This is a genomic window from Burkholderia sp. Ac-20379 (assembly GCF_017104645.1).
Classification (GTDB): Bacteria; Pseudomonadota; Gammaproteobacteria; order Burkholderiales; family Burkholderiaceae; genus Burkholderia.
On the sequence record NZ_JAAGPF010000134.1, the window covers coordinates 1 to 19,393 of the forward strand.

Here is a 19,393-nt window from a genome sequence, read left to right on the forward strand (position 1 = left end):
GCCGCGCAGCGCCGCGGCCGACGCCGGCTCGCTGGCCGCGCGGCTGCTCGCGGCGTTGCCGTTCTCGCTGACCCAGGCGCAGACGCGCGTGGTCGACGAAATCGCCACCGATCTGACCATGCCGCACCCGATGTCGCGGCTGCTGCAGGGCGATGTCGGCAGCGGCAAGACGGTGGTGGCCGCGCTGGCCGCCGCGCAGGCGATCGACGCCGGTTACCAGGCCGCGCTGATGGCGCCCACCGAAATCCTGGCCGAGCAGCACGCGCGCAAGCTGCGCGGCTGGCTCGAACCGCTCGGCGTGACGGTGGCGTGGCTGGCCGGCAGCCTGAAGGCGAAGGAGAAGCGCTCGGCGATCGAGGCCGCCGCGCTCGGCACCGCGCAGCTCGTGATCGGCACCCACGCGATCATTCAGGACACCGTCGAATTCAAGCGGCTCGGCCTCGTGATCGTCGACGAACAGCACCGCTTCGGCGTGGCGCAGCGGCTCGCGCTGCGCGCCAAGGCCGGCGGGCCGGCCGGCTTCCAGCCGCATCAGCTGATGATGTCGGCCACGCCGATCCCGCGCACGCTGGCGATGACCTATTACGCCGATCTCGAGGTGTCGACCATCGACGAGCTGCCGCCCGGCCGCACGCCGATCGTCACCAAGCTGGTGGCCGACGCGCGCCGCGAGGAAGTGATCGGCCGCGTGCGCGACGCGGCGCTCGGCGGCCGGCAGGTCTACTGGGTCTGCCCGCTGATCGAGGAGAGCGAGACGCTGCAGTTGCAGACCGCCGTCGAGACCTACGAAACGCTCGCGGCGGCGCTGCCGGGCGTCAACGTCGGGCTGGTGCACGGCCGGCTGTCCCCGCTCGAGAAGGCCACCGTGATGGAGGCGTTCTCGCGCAACGAGGTGCAGCTGCTGGTGGCCACCACCGTGATCGAAGTGGGCGTGGACGTGCCGAACGCGTCGCTGATGGTGATCGAGCACGCCGAGCGCTTCGGCCTCGCGCAATTGCACCAGTTGCGCGGCCGGGTCGGGCGCGGCACCGCCGCGTCGGCTTGCGTGCTGATGTACAGCGGGCCGCTGTCGATCGCGGGCCGCGCGCGGCTCAAGACCATGCGCGAAACCAACGACGGCTTCGAGATCGCCCGCCGCGATCTCGAAATCCGCGGCCCCGGCGAATTCCTCGGGGCGCGGCAATCGGGCGCAGCGATGCTGCGCTTCGCCGACCTGGAGCAGGACGGCTGGCTGATCGATCCGGCCCGCGAGGCGGCCGGCGCGCTGATCGCGCACCATCCCGACGTCGTCACGCAGCATCTCGCGCGCTGGCTTGGTGCCCGCGAGCAATTCCTGAAGGCCTGAGATCCCCTCGATAGCGTCTGGGCGGCGCGGTGTTGCGTCGCAGGCGGCTGCCGTTCAGCGCCTCGCCTCGTCAACATTAAACGGGGCGCGAGCCATTGCCGCTAAGGAACGCTGGCGAAACCGCGCTATCCGGTGTATAAATTAAAACTATCGTTTGCATTCCCGTGATTGACCAAAATGACGCTTACTGAACTGAAGTACATCGTCGCCGTCGCCCGCGAGCGGCATTTCGGCCGAGCCGCCGAAGCGTGCTTCGTGAGCCAGCCGACGCTATCGGTTGCGATCAAGAAGCTCGAGGACGAGCTGAACGTGCAGATTTTCGAGCGCGGCGCGAGCGAAGTGAGCGTGACGCCGATCGGCGACCAGATCGTCACGCAGGCGCAGCGCGTGCTCGAACAGACCTTCGCCATCAAGGAAATCGCCAAGCAGGGCAAGGATCCGCTGGTCGGCCCGTTCCGGCTCGGCGTGATCTACACGATCGGGCCGTACCTGCTGCCCACGCTGGTCAAGCAGATGATCCAGCGCGTGCCGCAGATGCCGCTGATGCTGCAGGAGAACTACACGCTGAAGCTGCTCGAGCTGCTCAAGCAGGGCGAGATCGACGCGGCCATCATGGCGCTGCCGTTCCCCGAAACCGGCCTGATGGTGCGCCCGCTGTACGACGAGCCGTTCGTGGTGGCGCTGCCGTCGAGCCACCCGTGGTCGAAGCGCCGCAAGATCGACGCCGCCGATCTCAAGCAGGAAACCATGCTGCTGCTCGGCAACGGCCATTGCTTCCGCGACCACGTGCTCGGCGTGTGCCCCGAGCTGATGCACTTCTCGCAAACCGCCGACGGCATCCAGAAGACGTTCGAAGGCTCGTCGCTGGAAACCATCCGCCACATGGTCGCGAGCGGGGTGGGCATCACCGTGCTGCCGCGCATGTCGGTGGGCGAAGTGGGGCCGCTGGCCAACAACACCGATTCGGATCTGCTCGCCTACGTGCCGTTCGACGAGCCGGTGCCGGATCGCCGCGTCGTGCTGGTCTGGCGCAAGAGCTTCACGCGGATGCCGGCCATCGACGCGATCAGCGAGGCGATCGCCGCCTGCGATCTGCCGGGCGTGGCCAAGCTCGACATGCCCGCCACGCTGAACTGAGCGGCACGGCAGGCGATCGGCGCGAGTGAACCGGGGTGCGGCTTGCCCCGGTTTTGTTTTGCCTATGAGTTATATAAATTCTATTGAATTTACTTAATCGATAGCGTTTTCTATGATGGCATCCATGGGCTGAGGCAGCGGCGGCGGATTCGCCGCCCAGGCCAGCCCGGACCGGATCGCCGGTCTTCCGCATCTCGTCCGTCAGCCGAACCCGAACCCGGAGCCGCCATGAACCGACCTTCGCAGCAGATCGACGCCGAACGCACGGCCCATCGCGCGCGTGCGCTGTTCCGGCAGCTTCGCCCGCTGGCCGTCGCGTATTTCGCGGGCCGCCTGCTCGGCGCCTGAGCCCCACCCGATTCGAAGGAGAACCATCATGCAGATCGCCCGTCCCGTTTCCGCGCCTGCGGCCGCTCAAGCCGCCGCCGCCGTTGCCGTCAATCGCGCGGCCACCTCGGCGTTTCGCCAAACCTTCGGTTTCGCCGTCACGTTCGCCGGCGTGCTGACGCTGGCCGCGCAGGCGATGGCGCATCTGAACGGCGCCTGAGCGCGGCGCCGGGCTGCATCGAGCGATCGGCCGAGCGGCCTTATCCGTCCCCATCCAGCGTTCTACGCTACACTGAGCCGCGCTCGGATCACCCGGTTCAGGCAGGACGAGCGGGCGATCCCGAAGCGTTTCAAGCCGGTTCAACTCATCGACGAGGAGTCAGCAACATGGCCAAAAAAGGCAACGCAACGCAGATCAACATCGGCATCGGCGACAAGGACCGCAAGAAGATTGCGGACGGCCTGTCGCGGCTGTTGGCCGACACGTTTTCGCTGTACCTGAAGACGCATTATTTCCACTGGAACGTGACCGGCCCGATGTTCAACACGCTGCACCTGATGTTCGAGGAGCAGTACAACGAACTCTGGCTCGCGGTGGACGCCGTGGCCGAACGGATCCGCACGCTGGGCGTGGTCGCGCCGGGCACCTACGGCGATTTCGCGAAGCTGACGGTGGTGCCGGAAGCCTCGGGCGTGCCGGCCGCGGAAGACATGATCCGCCAGCTCGTGGAAGGGCACGAAGCCGTCACGCGCACCGCGCGCGAGATCTTCCCCGACGCCGATTCGGCCAGCGACGAACCGACCGCCGACCTGCTGACGCAACGCATGCAGGTGCATGAAAAGACCGCCTGGATGCTGCGCTCGCTGCTGCAATAAGCCGGCGCGGCCGTTCGCGCGGTGCGAAGCCTCCTGCATCGGCGGGAGGTTTTTTTTCGTCCGCGCCGAGCGCGCGGCGGCGGGCGGCTCGCGTGGGCTGCCCGCCGCCGCGCGTTACAATGCCGCCATCGTTTTTGCGGCGGAATTCCGACATGTTTGCCCGTTTCCCCCTGTATCTGCGCCTTGTCCGGATGGACAAGCCGATCGGCAGCCTGCTGCTGCTGTGGCCCACGCTGAACGCGTTGTGGATCGCGTCGGGCGGCCGCCCGTCGCTTTCGCTGCTGGCGATCTTCGTGGTCGGCACCTTGCTGATGCGTTCGGCCGGTTGCGCGATCAACGATTACGCCGACCGCGATTTCGACCGCCACGTGAAGCGCACCGTCGACCGGCCGCTGACCTCGGGCAAGATTCAGGCGTGGGAGGCGATCGCGATCGCCGTGGTGCTCGCGCTGCTGGCGTTCCTGCTGATCCTGCCGCTCAACGGGCTGACCAAGGGGCTGTCGGTGGTGGCCGTGTTCGTGGCCGGCAGCTACCCGTTCATGAAGCGCTTCTTCGCGATTCCGCAGGCGTATCTCGGCATTGCGTTCGGCTTCGGCATTCCGATGGCGTTCGCCGCGGTGCAGGACGCCGTGCCGCCGATCGCGTGGGTCATGCTGATCGCCAACGTGTTCTGGTCGGTGGCCTACGACACGGCCTACGCGATGGTCGATCGCGACGACGACCTGCGCATCGGCATGCGCACTTCCGCGATCACGTTCGGCCGGTACGACGTGATGGCGATCATGTTCTGCTACGCGGCCGTGTTCGCGATCTACGTGTGGATCGGGCTGGTCCAGCATTTCGGGCCGGTGTTCTGGCTCGGCTGGGCGGTGGCGGCCGGCTGCGCCGTCTACCACTACACGCTGATCAAGGATCGCGACCGCATGAAGTGCTTCGCCGCGTTCCGTCACAACAACTGGCTCGGCGGCGCGCTGTTCGTCGGCATTGCGCTGCATTACGCGCTCGCCGGTGCATGAACGGCGCCTGAACCGCGCGCAGCCATGAAAAAAGCGACCTTCGAGGTCGCTTTTTCCGTTAATGGCGCGCCTTCGCGCGCCGGGCGTCAGGCCTGGCCCAGTTCGTCGCCGAGTTCCTTGGCGCGCGCGTCGGCGGCCAGCACGCCGCGCACGATCGCATCCTTCAGTTGCTGTGCGTCGAACGCGGCCAGCGCGGCGGCGGTGGTGCCGCCCTTCGAGGTCACGCGCTCGCGCAGCACGCTCGCCGGCTCGTCCGACTGCGCGGCCAGTTGCGCGGCGCCCGTGAAGGTGGCGACGGCCAGCGCGCGGCCCTGCTCGTCGTTCATGCCGAGCTGGCGCGCGGCTTCCTGCAGCGCCTCGATGAAATAGAACACGTAGGCCGGGCCGCTGCCCGAGATCGCGGTGACGGCGTCGAGCTTCGATTCGTCGTCGAACCAGACGGTCTCGCCCACCGCGCCGAGCACGGCCGAGGCCAGCTCGCGGCCGGCGGCATCGACGCCCGGCAGCGCGGCCAGGCCCGTCACGCCCATCCCGACCAGCGCCGGCGTGTTCGGCATGGTGCGCACGATGCGCGTGTTGCCGCCGAGCCAGCGCGACAGATCGGTGGCGCGGATGCCGGCCGCGATGCTGATCACGAGCGCGTTGCCGGCGTGCGGCGCGAGCGCCTTCGCCACCTCGTTCAGCACCTGCGGCTTGACCGCCAGCACGATCGCGTCGTAGCCGGCCAGCGCGGCGTCGATCGCCTCGCCGGTCTGCACGCCCATGGCGTCGCGCAGGCGCGTGCGGGTGCTCTCGTTGGGGTCGATCACGTAGAGGTTGCCGGGCGTTGCGGTGCCGCGCTTGACGATTCCGCCGATCAGCGCGGCCGCCATGTTGCCGCCGCCGATGAATGCAATTTTCATGATGAGTGCGAGTGAGGAAGGATTCGGAAGCTCAGGAGGCGCGCGGCGTGGAATAGTCGCGCGCGCCGAAGATCGCGGTGCCGACGCGCACCAGCGTGGCGCCTTCGAGCACGGCCGCCTCGAGGTCGGCCGACATGCCCATCGACAGCGTGTCGAGCGCCAGGCCGCCGGCGTTCAGCGTGTCGAACAGTTCGCGCAGCAGCCGGTGCGGCGCGCGTTGCGCGTCGAGATCGCCGGCCGGTTCGGGAATCGCCATCAGCCCGCGCAGCCGCAGCGTGGGCATGGCCGCGATCGCGCGCGCGAGCGCGCCCGCCTCGGCCGGCGCGACGCCGCTCTTGCTGGCCTCGCCGCTGACGTTCACCTGCACGCACACGTTCAGCGGCGGCAGATGCGCGGGCCGCTGTTCGGCGAGCCGTTGCGCGATCTTCAGGCGGTCGACCGAATGCACCCAGTCGAACTGCTCGGCCACCGGGCGCGTCTTGTTCGATTGCAGCGGGCCGATGAAATGCCATTCGAGCGTGTCGCGCAACTCGGCCAGCGCGGCGATCTTGTCGAGCGATTCCTGCACGTAGTTCTCGCCGAACGCGCGCTGGCCCGCCGCGTGCGCATCGCGCACGGCGTCGGCGGGGAACGTCTTGGACACCGCGAGCAGCGCCACGTCGCCGGGCGCGCGCCCGGCGGAACGGGCCGCGTCGTCGATGCGGCGGTGAACGGTGGCGAGGCTGGCGGCGAGATCGGACATGCGCGGCGGAAGGCGGACGAAGTGCGGACGAGGGGCCGACGAACCAGCGGCCCCGGACACGAAGCGGCGCCGCCCGGAGGCGGCGCGTCTCATTATACGGATCGCGCCGCGGCCGCAGGCGTCAGTCGTCGATCAACTGCTCGACGAGCTGGATCCAGTGCATGACGGGCGTGTGCGTGCCGCTTTGCAGGTGCGAGATGCAGCCGATGTTGCCCGACACGATCAGTTGCGGATCGAGTTCGCCGATCCGCGCGAGCTTCTGGCGGCGCAGCTTGTGCGACAGCGAGGGCTGGGTCAGCGAATAGGTGCCGGCCGAGCCGCAGCACAGGTGGCTGTCGGCCGGCACGCGCAGGTCCACGCCGAGCGCGCCGAGCAGCCGCTCGACCTTGCCGCGCGATTGCTGGCCGTGCTGCAGCGTGCAGGGCGGGTGGTAGGCGACGGTTTGCATGCCGCGCCGCTTGGCCAGCGCGACGAGCCGCGCCTCGAAACCGGCCAGCAGCTCGGAGACGTCGCGCGTCAGCTCGACCACGCGCCGCGCCTTGTCGGCATAGGCCGGGTCGCTGCGCAGCAGGTGCGCGTATTCGAGCACCGTGGCGCCGCAGCCGCTGGCGTTCATGACGATCGCCTCGGCGCCGGCCTCGATCGCGGGCCACCAGGCGTCGATGTTGCGGCGCGCGTCGTCCAGCGCTTCGTCGCGGTAGTTCAGGTGCAGCCGGATCGCGCCGCAGCAGCCCGCCTCGGGCGCGATCACGGTTTCGATGCCGAGCGCGTCGAGCACGCGCGCCGTGGCGATGTTCACGTTCGGCATCATCGACGGCTGCACGCAGCCGGCCAGCATCAGCATCTTGCGCGGATGCCGCGCGGTGGGCCACGCGAGCGGCCGCGCGCGCAGCGGCACCTTGTCGCGCAACTGGCGCGGCAGCAGCGGGCGGATCTGCTGGCCGATCCGCATGGCCGGCCCGAACAGCGCGCCGTTCGGCACGAAGCTCGCGAGCGCGCGCCGCATCAGGCGCTGCGACAGCGTGCGCGGCACGCGCGCCTCGAGCTGCTGGCGGCCGATTTCCACGAGCCGCCCGTATTGCACGCCCGACGGGCAGGTGCTTTCGCAACTGCGGCAGGTCAGGCAGCGGTCGAGATGCTGCTGGGTGCTGCGCGTGACGGGCGCGCCTTCCAGCATCTGCTTGATCAGGTAGATGCGCCCGCGCGGGCCGTCGAGTTCGTCGCCGAGCAGTTGATAGGTCGGGCAGGTCGCCGTGCAGAAGCCGCAATGCACGCACTTGCGCAGGATCGATTCGGCTTCGTCGCCATCGGGCGTGCCGCGGATGAAATCGGCGAGATTCGTCTGCATGAGCGGCTCAGAGATCGGGGTAGAGCCGGCCGCGGTTGAATACGCGGTCCGGATCGAAGGCGGTTTTCAGGCTGCGATGGATCGCCAGCAGCGGTGCGGCGAGCGGCGTGAACACCGGCACGCCCTGCGCGTAGCCGGCGGCGGCGCGGAACAGCGTGGCATGGCCGCCCGCCTGCTTGGCGCTCACGCGCACCGCGGTGGCGTCGGCGTCGGTGATCCACCAGCGCTGCGCGCCGCCCCATTCCATCATTTGCGAGCCGGGCAGGTGCAGCGGCTCGGTGATCGACGGCAGCGACAGCCGCCACAGCGCCTGGCCCGGCGCGAGCGCGTTGAAGAACGGATCGTTCTGCTCGCGCACGCCTTCCCAGAAGCGCTGCGCCTCGACCGCGTCGACGGCTTCGCCGCCGAGCATCGTCTTGGCCGATTTGACCGCGGCTTCGGCGCCCGACAGCCGCAGCACCAGCGTGCCGAAGCGCCACACGCTCGCGCTGATCGGAAACGGATGGCCGGCCCATTCGTTGAGCTTGCGCACGGCGTCGGTGGCGCTCGTGTCGAACTTGATCGTGAGCTCGGCGACCGGGCGCGGCAGCACCTTGATCGACAGGTCGAGCATCAGCCCGAGCGTGCCGAGCGAGCCGGCCATCAGCCGCGAGACGTCGTAGCCGGCCACGTTCTTGACGACCTGGCCGCCGAAGCGCAGCACGTTGCCGCGGCCGTTCATCAGCGTCACGCCGAGCACGAAATCGCGCACCGCGCCCGCGCTGGCGCGTCGCGGGCCCGACAATCCGGCCGCGATCGCGCCGCCGAAGCTGGCCTGCAGGCCGAAGTGGGGCGGCTCGAACGGCAGCATCTGGCCGTGGGCGGCCAGCTCGGCTTCGATCTCGCGCAGCGGCGTGCCGGCCCGCGCCGTGACGACCAGTTCGGCCGGATCGTAGGCGACGAGGCCGCGCCAGGCGCGCGTGTCGATCAGTTCGCCGTCGACCGGATGGCCGTACCAATCCTTGGTGCCGCCGCCGCGAATCCGCAGGCCGCGGCCTTCGGCGCCCGCCGCGCGGATGCGCTCGGCCCAGTGCGCGACGATGTCGTCCTGTTCCATCCGGTACCGGCTCCTCCCAAGTTTGTTCTGTGTCGATTGTACCGACGCCATGCGCGCCGACAGTCGGGCGAACTCCCTACAGACGCGCGGCCCGGCGGCCGCGCCGGATGTGTCGGCAAGGCCGGGCCGGGATGCGCCCGCGGCTCAGAAGCGGCTCAGAAGCGGGGCAGATCGGGGCGCGGCAGCAGCCCGCCGCGCACGTGCATGCGGCCGTATTCGGCGCAGCGCGCGCGGCTCGGAATGCCCTTGTCGGGGTTCAGCAGGTTGGCCGGATCGAACGCGCGCTTGACGGCGAAGAACGTGTCGCGTTCCTCGGGCGAGAACTGCACGCACATCGAATCGAGCTTCTCGACGCCCACGCCGTGCTCGCCCGTCACCGTGCCGCCCAGCTCGACACAGCTTTCGAGGATGTCGGCGCCGAACAGCTCGGCGCGGTGCAACTCGTCGGGCGCGTTGGCGTTGAACAGGATCAGCGGGTGCATGTTGCCGTCGCCCGCATGGAACACGTTGATGCAGCGCAGCCCGTAGCGCTGCTCCATCTGCTCGATGCGCGCGAGCAGCGGGCCGATCGCGCGGCGCGGCACGGTGCCGTCCATGCAGTAGTAGTCGGGCGAAATGCGCCCGGCGGCCGGGAACGCGTTCTTGCGGCCCGACCAGAAGCGCAGCCGTTCGCTCTCCGAGCGCGACACCTGCAGGCGCGTCGCGCCGCTCGTCTTCAGCACGGCCGTCACGCGCGCGATCTCCTCGGCCACCTCGTCGGGCGTGCCGTCCGATTCGCAGAGCAGGATCGCGGCGGCGTCGAGATCGTAGCCGGCCTGCGTGAACGCCTCGACGGCCTGGGTGGCGGGCTTGTCCATCATCTCCAGCCCGGCCGGCACGATGCCCGCGGCGATGATCGCGGCCACCGCCTCGCCGCCCTTCACCACGTCGTCGAAGCTGGCCATCACGAGTTGCGCGGCCTGCGGCTTGGGGATCAGCTTGACGGTGATTTCCGTGACGATCGCGAACATGCCCTCGCTGCCGATCATCACGGCGAGCAGGTCGAGGCCCGGCGTATCGAGCGCGAGCGAGCCGAATTCCACCACGTCGCCGTCGATCGTCACGGCGCGCACGCGCAGCACGTTGTGCACGGTCAGCCCGTACTTGAGGCAGTGCACGCCGCCCGAGTTCTCGGCGACGTTGCCGCCGATCGTGCAGGCGATCTGCGACGACGGATCGGGCGCGTAATAGAGCCCGTACGGTGCGGCCGCCTCCGAGATCGCCAGATTGCGCACGCCGGGCTGCACGGTGGCGGTGCGCGCGTACGAATCGACCTCGACGATGCGCGTGAAGCGCGCGAGCGACACCACGATGCCGTGCTGGTTCGGCAGCGCGCCGCCCGACAGGCCGGTGCCTGCGCCGCGCGGCACGATCGGCACGTTCAGGCGGCGGCAGATCTGCACGATCCGCTGCACCTGCGATTCGGTTTCGGGCAGCGCGACGGCCAGCGGCAGGCGCCGGTAGGCGGCCATGCCGTCGCATTCGTAGGCGGCGGTGTCCTCGTCGCGATGGAGCAGGCAGTGCGTCGGCAGCACGGCCATCAGCGCCTGCACCACTTCGCGCTGGCGCTGCGCGCGCGCGGCTGGATCGAGCGGCCGGGGTTCGGCGCTGCTGGCGTCGGCGGCGGCGTTGGCCAGCGCGTCGTCGATGGCGTTCATGTCTCCTCCTGGGGCGGCCGTGGTCGGCCGTTTTCGTGTCGTGCCCGGTGCCGTGTCATGCGCCGCTCGATGGCCCGTGTTACGCGCCGGCGGCGCGTGTGTCAGGCGTCGAGGCTGAAGATCTTGCCGGGATTCATCAGGTTGTGCGGATCGAGCGCGAGCTTGATGGCGCGCATCGCGTCGATCGCGTTCTCGCCGTGTTCGGCGGCGAGGAAGCGCATCTTGTGCAGGCCCACGCCGTGCTCGCCGGTGCAGGTGCCGCCCATGCGCAGCGCGCGTTCGACGATCCGCTCGTTGATCTGCTCGGCTTCCCGCAGTTCCTCGGGCTTGGCCGGATCGATCAGGATCGCGACGTGGAAATTGCCGTCGCCGACGTGCCCGACGATGGGGCAGGGCAGCGTGGAGGCGCGCAGGTCGGCCTCGGTTTCCTCGACGCAGGCAGCCAGGCGCGAGATCGGCACGCATACGTCGGTGGTCACGGCGCGGCAGCCCGGCTTCAGCTGCAGCATGCCGAAGAACGCGTTGTGTCGCGCCGACCAGAGCCGCGTGCGATCCTCGGGCCGCGTTGCCCATTCGAAGCCCTCGCCGCCGTTCTGCGCGGCCAGTTCCTGCACGCGTTCGGCCTGCTCGCGCACGCCGGCCTCGGTGCCGTGAAATTCGAAGAACAGCGTCGGCGCTTCGGCGAGCGTCAGGTTCGAGTGGCGATTGATGGCGCGGATGCCGAGCGCGTCGATGAATTCGACGCGCGCGATCGGCACGCCCGTCTGGATCGTCTCGATCACGCTGCGCACGGCGTCGCCCATCGACGGGAACGTGCAGGTGGCGGCCGACACGGCCTCGGGCAGCGGGTGCAGGCGCAGCGTGATCGCGGTGATCACGCCGAGCGTGCCTTCGGAGCCGACCAGCAGGCGCGTCAGGTCGTAGCCGGCCGACGACTTGCGTGCTCGGCTGCCGGTTTTGATGACGCGGCCGTCGGCCAGCACGGCGGTGAGGCCGAGCACGTTCTCGCGCATCGTGCCGTAGCGCACGGCGTTGGTGCCCGAGGCGCGGGTGGCGGTCATGCCGCCGATGCTTGCGTCGGCGCCCGGATCGATCGGGAAGAACAGGCCGGTGTCGCGCAGCGTCTCGTTGAGCGCCTTGCGCGTGATGCCGGGCTCGACCGTGACGGTCAGGTCGTCGGCGTCGATCGACAGCACGCGGTTCATGCGCGACACGTCGAGCGAGACGCCGCCGCGCACCGCCAGCAGATGGCCTTCGAGCGAGGAGCCGGCGCCGTACGGAATCAACGGCACGCCATGCTGCGCGCAGAGCGCGACCACGGTGCGGACTTCGTCGGCGTCCTGCGCGAACACGACGGCGTCGGGCAGCTCGGGATCGAACGGGGATTCGTCGCGGCCGTGATGGGTGCGCACGGCTTCGGAGGTGGAAAAGCGCTCGCCGAACGCGGCGGCCAGCGCGTCGCGCAGCGCATCGGGGAACGGACGGCGCAGCGACGCCGGCGGGGCGGGATGGTTCACGCGTGTCTCCTGGAGCGGCTGGTGGGGGCCTGCCGTCGCGGGCCGGCGGGACGTGCGCCGGTGCGACCATGGGCGAATCATTCTACGCGCAAAGGCGGCCGCCCTGAGCGGGCCGCGGCTGGGATAATCGGCGTTCGCGCGCGTGCGCCGGCTGCTTTCCCTTCGAGGGGGAGGGTGAGGCCCCGCGCCGTCAATCATCCGCGGGGCCGCGCGCCCGCACACGACGAGGACGAACCATGGGCAACCGCCTGAGCAAGATTGCGACCCGCACCGGCGACGACGGCACCACGGGCCTGGGCGACGGCAGCCGCGTCGCCAAGGACGCGGCGCGGATCGCGGCGATCGGCGATGTCGACGAACTCAATTCGCAGCTTGGCGTGCTGCTGGCCGAGCCGTTGCCGGAGGATATCCGCGGCGCGCTGTCGGCGATCCAGCACGATTTGTTCGATCTGGGCGGCGAGCTGTGCATTCCCGGCCACGTGGCGATGACCGATGCGCACCTGGCCCGGCTCGACGATTGGCTCGCGCACTACAACGCGCAACTGCCGCCGCTGAAGGAATTCATCCTGCCGGGCGGCGCGCGCACGGCGGCGCTCGCGCATGTCTGCCGCACCGTGTGCCGGCGCGCCGAGCGCTCGATCGTCTCGCTGGGGGCGGCCGAAGCGGTCGAAGCCACGCCGCGCCGCTACGTGAACCGGCTCTCGGATCTGCTGTTCGTGCTGGCGCGCGTGCTGAACCGCGCAGCCGGCGGCAGCGACGTGCTGTGGGAGCGCGGCCGGCCATAATAAGGGCGCGATCGGCCGGGGCGCTGGCCGTTATCGATGAAATTGATGCGTCAATTTGTCCGTGTCGACGTTTGGGCTTTAAAGATGTATTGTGAATACATCTTTAAAAATACCCCCACGGAGAACACGCATGACGACGCTCACCGCCGACCAGATGGCCCGGGTCAAGGCTACCGCTCCGGTGCTTGCCGCCCACGGCTCGACCATCACGCAACACTTCTATCAACGGATGTTCGCGCACCGCCCGGAGCTGCGGAACCTGTTCAACCAGACCCATCAAAGCTCGGGCGGTGGCCAGCCGGAGGCGCTGGCGAAGGCGGTGTACGCGTATGCGGCGAATATCGACAACCTCGCCGTGCTCGGCAGCGCCGTGTCGCGGATCGCGCAGAAGCATGTGAGCCTGTCGATCCGGCCCGAACACTATCCGATCGTCGGCGAGCATTTGCTGGCGTCGATCGTCGAGGTGCTCGGCGATGCCGTCGATGCGGACACGCTCGCGGCATGGCAGGTGGCCTACGCGCAGCTCGCGCAGGTGCTGATCGGCGTCGAGGCCAAGCTTTACGACGCCGCGCCGTGGAGCGGCTACCGCCCGTTCCGCGTGGTGCGCAAGCAGCGCGAAAGCGACGAAATCACCTCGTTCTACCTGGAGCCGGCCGACGGCGGCGCGGCGCCGGAATTCGAGCCGGGCCAGTTCGTGTCGGTCAAGCGCCACGTGAGCGATCTCGGCGTCGATCAGCCGCGCCAGTACAGCCTGTCGGACGCGCCGAACGGCAAGTGGCTGCGGATTTCGGTGAAGCGCGAGGCCGGGCGCGCCGCCGGCAGCGAACCGGCGGTGCCGGCCGGCAAGATCTCGGTGCAACTGCACGACGGGGTGGAGGCGGGCGCGATCGTCGAGGTGACGGCGCCGGCCGGCGATTTCACGCTGTCGCGCGATACCGGCAAGCCGGTGGTGCTGATTTCGGGCGGGGTCGGCATCACGCCGATGGTGTCGATGGCCTCGGCGCTGGCGGCGGCGGGCAGCACGCGGCCGATCCGCTTCGTGCACGCCTGCCGTTCGGGCAGCGTGCATGCGTTCCGCGACTGGCTCAACGCGCTGGTTGCGGCCCATCCCGACGCGAAGCGCGAGGTGCTCTACGACATCGTCGGCCCCGGCGATCGCCCCGGCATCGATCACGATCGCGAAGGGCGTCTGACGCCCGACGTGCTGCGCGCCTCGGTGCTGCCCGATGCCGATTACTACATCTGCGGCCCGGTGGCGTTCATGAACGCGCAGCGCGATGCGCTGCTGGCGCTCGGCGTGGCGCGCGAGCGCGTGCACGCGGAAATCTTCGGCTCGGGCGCGATCGACTGATCGGCCGGCTCATCGATCCAGCGCGGTAAAAACACATCGCCCGGGCGGCGTCAGCGCACCCGGGCGATGGGTTATTTCAGCGATTCGGCGGCGGCGGGGCAGGTCGCCACGCCGCCGCCGGCGCTTCAGTTGCCGCTGCCGCGCGCCACGCGGCGCGCGCGCACCGCTTCGGCCAGGCCGTCGAGCAGCGCGACGCTGTCGTCCCAGCCGATGCAGGCGTCGGTGATGCTCTGGCCGTAGGTCAGCGGGCAGCCCGGCGTCAGGTCCTGGCGGCCGGCCACGAGGTGCGATTCCACCATCACGCCCACGATGCGGTCGTCGCCGGCAGCCAGTTGGCGGCCGATGTCGGCGCACACGGGAATCTGGTTCTCGTGCTTCTTCGAGCTGTTCGCGTGGCTCGCGTCGATCATCAGGCGCGCGGCGAGGCCGGCCTTGCCGATGTCGGTGCAGGCGGCGTTCACGCTTTCCGCGTCGTAGTTCGGCGCCTTGCCGCCGCGCAGGATCACGTGGCAATCCTCGTTGCCGGCCGTCGAGACGATCGCCGAGTGGCCGCCCTTGGTCACCGACAGGAAATGGTGCGGCTGCGACGCGGCCTTGATCGCGTCCACGGCGATCTTGACGTTGCCGTCGGTGCCGTTCTTGAAGCCGACCGGGCACGACAGGCCCGAGGCCAGCTCGCGGTGCACCTGCGATTCGGTCGTGCGCGCGCCGATCGCGCCCCACGACACCAGATCGGCGATGTACTGCGGGCTGATCATGTCGAGGAATTCGGTGCCGGCCGGCAGGCCCAGCGAGTTGATCTGCAGCAGCAGTTCGCGCGCGGTACGCAGGCCTTCGTTGATCTTGAAGCTGTTGTCGAGCTGCGGATCGTTGATCAGCCCCTTCCAGCCCACCGTCGTGCGCGGCTTCTCGAAGTACACCCGCATCACGATTTCCAGATCGTCCTTGTGCTTGCGGCGCAGGTCGACGAGTTGGTTCGCGTATTCGACCGCCGCCTTGGTGTCGTGAATCGAGCACGGGCCGATCACCACCACGAGCCGGTCGTCCATGCCGTGCAGGATCCGGTGCAGCGAGCGGCGCGTCGAGTAGATCAGCTCGGCCACGGCTTCCGAGCACGGGAATTCGCGGATCAGATGGGCGGGCGGCGTGAGTTCTTTCAATTCGCGGATACGGACATCGTCGGTGTTGTGCGGGGGCATTGCAGTGTTCTCCAGTGTCGCGTCGCCGGTTCGGGCGGGCGTCGGGCCGTTGCGGATATCGTCGTGGGTTGAATGGGCGGCCGGTGGTTCATCGGGAGCCGGTGCGACGCCGGCGGGACGAAAAAAAACCGCCGGGTTTGCCGGCGGTTTTCTAGGAATTCGGTTCGCGCTTTGCGCGCTGTCACTCCTCTCGATCCGCCAGCGGTCTGAGATACCAAAAAAAGTAAAAATAAAACTTGGCGGACATGGCGTGTTCGATGTGTGTCGAGCAGAGGATTGCAACTTTATACCCGGGCCGCACGCGAAGTGCAAGCCGGGGCAGTGAAAAACGCGGATGATCCGCGCAAGATCAAGTATTCATGACGAAAACCTGCATGGCGATGCGGACTTGCCGCATCGCACCATGCCGATCCGGCCCGCCTTACGCGGTGCCGCCCACCGTCATCGAATCGATGCGCAGCGTCGGCTGCCCCACGCCGACCGGCACGCTCTGGCCTTCCTTGCCGCACACGCCCACGCCCGAATCGAGCTTCATGTCGTTGCCGATCATGCTGACGTACTTCAGCGATTCCGGGCCGCTGCCGATCAGCGTCGCGCCCTTGACGGGGTAGGTGATCTTGCCGTTTTCGATCATGTAGGCCTCGGAGGCCGAGAACACGAACTTGCCATTGGTGATGTCGACCTGGCCGCCGCCGAAGTTGACCGCGTACAGGCCGTTCTTGACCGAGGCGATGATTTCCTGCGGATCCTTGTCGCCGTTCAGCATGTAGGTGTTGGTCATGCGCGGCATCGGCAGCGCCGCGTACGATTCGCGGCGCGCGTTGCCGGTGACGGGCATCTTCATCAGGCGCGCGTTCAGCGTGTCCTGGATGTAGCCCTTCAGGATGCCGTCCTCGATCAGCGTGGTGCACTGCGTCGGGTTGCCTTCGTCGTCGATGTTCAGCGAGCCGCGGCGGTTCGGCAGTGTGCCGTCGTCCACCACCGTCACGCCCTTGGCGGCGACGCGCTCGCCGATCTGGCCAGCGAACGCGGAAGAACCCTTGCGGTTGAAATCGCCCTCGAGGCCATGGCCGATCGCCTCGTGCAGCAGCACGCCGGGCCAGCCCGAGCCGAGCACCACCGTCATCGTGCCGGCCGGCGCGGGGCGGGCGTCGAGGTTGACGAGCGCCGCGTGCACGGCGTCGTCCACGTATTTCGACAGCACCTCGTCGGTGAAATAGCCGTAATCGAAGCGGCCACCGCCGCCGCCCGAGCCGACTTCGCGGCGGCCGTTCTGCTCGGCGATCACCGTGACCGACACGCGCACCAGCGGACGGATGTCGGCGGCCAGCGCGCCGTCGCTGCGCGCCACCAGCACCACGTCGTATTCGCCGGCCAGGCCCGCCATCACCTGCGTGATGCGCGGATCGCGGCCGCGCGCCATCTGCTCGATGCGCTCCAGCAGCTTGACCTTGGCGGTGGCGTCGAGCGACGCCAGCGGATCGGACGGCAGATACAGGTTGCGCCCCGCCACGCCGGTCAGCGACGAGGCGACCTGCACCTTGCGCCGCCCGCCGCCTGCCGCCGCGATCGCCTTGGTGGCCGAGGCCGCCTGGCGGATCGCTTCGGGCGAGAGGTCGTCCGAGTAGGCGAACGCGGTGCGGTCGCCGGCCACGGCGCGCACGCCCACACCCTGGTCGATGCTGAAGCTGCCCGATTTGACGATCCCTTCCTCGAGGCTCCAGGCCTCGCTGCGCGTGGCCTGGAAGTAGAGATCCGCATAGTCGACGCGGTGCGTGAAGATGTCGGCGAGCGTGCGCGTGAGCAGCGATTCGTCGAGGCCGTACGGCGTGAGCAGGATGTCCTTGGCGAGGGCGAGATTGCGGATGCCGGGTTCGATGATGTTCATGCGGTATCGGGGTTCTTAGCGGGTGACTCGGGGGTGTCTCGTAATGGGGGCGGGGCGTTCAGCCGAGCACGCGATGCCGCCACGCGGGCAGGCTCTGGCGAACTTCGGCGATGCGCGCCGCGTCGAGCGGGCCGGCCACGACGCCGGCGCCTTCCTCGCGCACGGCGACGATCTCGCCCCACGGATCGATCAGCAGGCTGTGGCCCCAGGTGCGGCGGCCGTTCTCGTGCTTGCCGCCCTGCGCGGCCGCCAGCACGTAGCACTGGTTCTCGACCGCCCGCGCGCGCAGCAGCGTTTCCCAGTGCGCGCGGCCGGTGGTGTACGTGAAGGCCGACGGCACCACCATCAGGGCGCAATCGCCGAGCTTGCGGTACAACTCCGGGAAGCGCAGATCGTAGCAGACCGACAGGCCCACCTTGCCGAACGGAGCCTCGAACGTTTGCACGGCTTCGCCGGGGCGGATCGTGCGCGCCTCGTCGAACGATTCCTCGCCCTTCTCGAAGCTGAACAGGTGGATCTTGTCGTAGCGCGCCGCCTCGCGGCCTTCGGGATCGAACACGAGCGTGGTGTTCAGCACCCGCGACGGTTCCGGCGCGGCCAGCGGCAGCGTGCCGCCGATCACCCAGACGCCGTGGCGCTTCGCGGCGTCGGCCAGGAAGCGCTGGATCGGGCCATTCCGATAAGGCTCGGCGATCGCAAGCTTGTCGGTGTCGCGGTGGCCCATGAAGCAGAAATATTCGGGCAACAGCACCAGTTGCGCGCCGCCGGCGGCCGCCTCGGCGATCAGCCTGCCGGCCTCGTCGAGGTTGCGGACGACGTCGGGCGTGCTGACCATCTGCAGCGCGGCGACCGTGAACGGGGAAACGCGATCGGATCGGTCGGTCATCGAGGAAGCTTCGTCGAGGAGTAAAAAGGGTGCGGCCCGGCAGTGTGGCGGCGCATCAGCGCTGGGCTTCGCCGTCGGGCGTGCGAACCATCTTACCCCGATCGCCGCTCACCCGCTGAATCAGCGGATGCGCCCACGAACCGGTGATCGCGTAGTCGAACGCGAACGCGTGGGCCAGCGTTTGCGACAGCGCGAGGTTGGCGGCCAGCACGCCGAGGCCGAGCAGCGGGTTGATCACGGCCGCGCCGACCGCCGCCGCGCTGGCGCTGACCTTCGGTGCGATGTGCGCGTGCAGATCCTGCGTTTCGTGGGCCAGATCGACCTTGCCCTTGACGGTCACGCGCGCCGGCGCGGTGACCATGCGGAAATCGTCGGTGGTGGCGATGCCGTCGTCGATCCGGCCGGTGCCCTGGATCGATTCGAACGGCAGGCCCTTGCCGATCACGTCGCGGAAATCGAGCGTCAGGAAGCGCGCCAGCCCCTGCAGGCTCAGCACGCCAAGCAGCTTGGCCGCGCCCGGATCGACCTTGAGGATCTGGCCGTGGGCGAGATCGATCGACAGCCGGCCGTCGAGCGACGGGTAATCGATGGCGGTCGGGCCGCCGCGCCAGCCCACCTTGCCTTCCAGCGTGCCGCGGCCGTTCGCGACCGTGCGCGGCAGGCCGACGCGGTCGAGCAGCGCGCCGGCGTCGTCGACCGCCAGCTTGAAGTCGAACACGGTGCGGCGCGGCGCGTCGTCCCCGTCGATGCCGCGCGCGATGGCGCGGCGCGAGGTGCGCCAGTTGGCGGTGGCCGTCAACTTGGCGGCCGGGTTGGCCAGTTCGAGCTTGTCGAGCTGCCAGACCGGGATGCCGTTCTCGTCGAAGTTGTGCGCGTTGACCTGCAGCCGGCCGATGTCGTGGCCGCGCGCCACCACTTGATCGACCACTAGATCGATGGCCGGCATCGCGCGGTCGGTCGGCATGTCCATCGCGCCGCCCACCAGGTCGTGATCGGCGCTGTTCGGTATCACCAGCTTGGCGAGCCGCGCATTGAGCACGCCCGCGCTGTTCTGGCCGCCGCGCGGCGCCCACGACAGGTAGCCCGACACCTGGTTCGACGCCACGTTGGCCTGCCAGAGGTCGTCCACGTGCGAGGCGCCGACGATCACGTTTTCCCAGTTGCGCTTGAGCAGCTTCAGCGTGCCGAAGTGCAGCGCGAAGCGTTTCGGCGCGAAGCTCGCGAGATCGACGCGCGCGGCCGGCAGCGGCGCGTTCGCGGCGGCGGGCGCGGACGGCGAGG

The 19,393-nt window shown here is 69.1% G+C and carries 17 protein-coding genes; 7 read left to right on the forward strand and 10 right to left on the reverse strand.

What is annotated here, in order from left to right; all coding sequences use genetic code 11:
- The 5 genes from recG to ubiA all read left to right on the forward strand — a co-directional run.
- Positions 1-1,345: ATP-dependent DNA helicase RecG (recG, locus tag G3N92_RS18060; protein ID WP_206128898.1), on the forward strand; the 1,345-nt coding region annotated here is incomplete at its 5' end.
- A gap of 177 nt (positions 1,346-1,522) precedes the next feature.
- A complete protein-coding gene (locus G3N92_RS18065; protein WP_206128899.1) occupies positions 1,523-2,482 on the forward strand; it encodes a hydrogen peroxide-inducible genes activator in 960 nt (319 codons plus the stop codon).
- A gap of 376 nt (positions 2,483-2,858) precedes the next feature.
- Positions 2,859-3,029: a hypothetical protein gene (locus tag G3N92_RS18070; protein WP_206128900.1), complete on the forward strand. Its 171-nt coding sequence runs from the start codon at positions 2,859-2,861 to the stop codon at positions 3,027-3,029.
- Positions 3,030-3,196: 167 nt separating this feature from the next.
- Complete coding sequence (locus G3N92_RS18075; RefSeq protein WP_206128901.1) at positions 3,197-3,685, forward strand: Dps family protein; 489 nt, start codon at positions 3,197-3,199, stop codon at positions 3,683-3,685.
- A gap of 152 nt (positions 3,686-3,837) precedes the next feature.
- A complete protein-coding gene (ubiA, locus tag G3N92_RS18080) occupies positions 3,838-4,701 on the forward strand; it encodes a 4-hydroxybenzoate octaprenyltransferase (protein ID WP_206128902.1) in 864 nt (287 codons plus the stop codon).
- 86 nt (positions 4,702-4,787) lie between these two features.
- Here the strand turns inward: ubiA and proC are convergent, their stop codons facing one another.
- From proC to G3N92_RS18110, 6 genes are all read right to left on the reverse strand, one after another.
- Positions 4,788-5,603 carry a pyrroline-5-carboxylate reductase gene (proC, locus tag G3N92_RS18085; protein WP_206128903.1) on the reverse strand — a complete coding sequence of 272 codons (816 nt, stop codon included), beginning with the start codon at positions 5,601-5,603 and terminating at the stop codon, positions 4,788-4,790.
- A 31-nt stretch (positions 5,604-5,634) separates the two neighbouring features.
- Positions 5,635-6,345: a YggS family pyridoxal phosphate-dependent enzyme gene (locus G3N92_RS18090; RefSeq protein WP_206128904.1), complete on the reverse strand. Its 711-nt coding sequence runs from the start codon at positions 6,343-6,345 to the stop codon at positions 5,635-5,637.
- A 121-nt stretch (positions 6,346-6,466) separates the two neighbouring features.
- Positions 6,467-7,693, reverse strand: a complete 1,227-nt coding sequence (gene glcF, locus G3N92_RS18095; protein ID WP_206128905.1) for a glycolate oxidase subunit GlcF — start codon at positions 7,691-7,693, stop codon at positions 6,467-6,469.
- Positions 7,694-7,700: 7 nt separating this feature from the next.
- Positions 7,701-8,789 (reverse strand): glycolate oxidase subunit GlcE, encoded by a 1,089-nt coding sequence (gene glcE, locus G3N92_RS18100; RefSeq protein WP_206128906.1) that lies wholly within the window; start codon positions 8,787-8,789, stop codon positions 7,701-7,703.
- Positions 8,790-8,944: 155 nt separating this feature from the next.
- A complete protein-coding gene (locus tag G3N92_RS18105; protein ID WP_241014865.1) occupies positions 8,945-10,486 on the reverse strand; it encodes an FAD-linked oxidase C-terminal domain-containing protein in 1,542 nt (513 codons plus the stop codon).
- A 101-nt stretch (positions 10,487-10,587) separates the two neighbouring features.
- Complete coding sequence (locus tag G3N92_RS18110) at positions 10,588-12,003, reverse strand: FAD-linked oxidase C-terminal domain-containing protein (protein WP_206128907.1); 1,416 nt, start codon at positions 12,001-12,003, stop codon at positions 10,588-10,590.
- A gap of 236 nt (positions 12,004-12,239) precedes the next feature.
- Between G3N92_RS18110 and G3N92_RS18115 the strand changes: the two genes are divergently transcribed.
- Together G3N92_RS18115 and hmpA are read left to right on the forward strand one after the other, a co-directional pair.
- Positions 12,240-12,788, forward strand: coding sequence for a cob(I)yrinic acid a,c-diamide adenosyltransferase (locus G3N92_RS18115; protein ID WP_206128908.1), 549 nt, complete (start codon positions 12,240-12,242; stop codon positions 12,786-12,788).
- Between the two features lie 130 nt (positions 12,789-12,918).
- Positions 12,919-14,139: an NO-inducible flavohemoprotein gene (gene hmpA / locus G3N92_RS18120; protein WP_206128909.1), complete on the forward strand. Its 1,221-nt coding sequence runs from the start codon at positions 12,919-12,921 to the stop codon at positions 14,137-14,139.
- A 125-nt stretch (positions 14,140-14,264) separates the two neighbouring features.
- On the opposite strand, the gene aroG is transcribed toward hmpA, so the two are convergent.
- The 4 genes from aroG to G3N92_RS18140 form a co-directional block, all read right to left on the reverse strand.
- Positions 14,265-15,338: a 3-deoxy-7-phosphoheptulonate synthase AroG gene (aroG, locus tag G3N92_RS18125; RefSeq protein ID WP_206128910.1), complete on the reverse strand. Its 1,074-nt coding sequence runs from the start codon at positions 15,336-15,338 to the stop codon at positions 14,265-14,267.
- Between the two features lie 421 nt (positions 15,339-15,759).
- A complete protein-coding gene (gene tldD / locus G3N92_RS18130) occupies positions 15,760-17,226 on the reverse strand; it encodes a metalloprotease TldD (RefSeq protein WP_206128911.1) in 1,467 nt (488 codons plus the stop codon).
- Between the two features lie 58 nt (positions 17,227-17,284).
- A complete protein-coding gene (locus G3N92_RS18135) occupies positions 17,285-18,112 on the reverse strand; it encodes a carbon-nitrogen hydrolase family protein (RefSeq protein WP_206128912.1) in 828 nt (275 codons plus the stop codon).
- Between the two features lie 55 nt (positions 18,113-18,167).
- Positions 18,168-19,393, reverse strand: a 1,226-nt coding sequence (locus G3N92_RS18140) for an AsmA-like C-terminal region-containing protein (RefSeq protein WP_277396180.1), incomplete at its 5' end; no start/stop codon positions are given.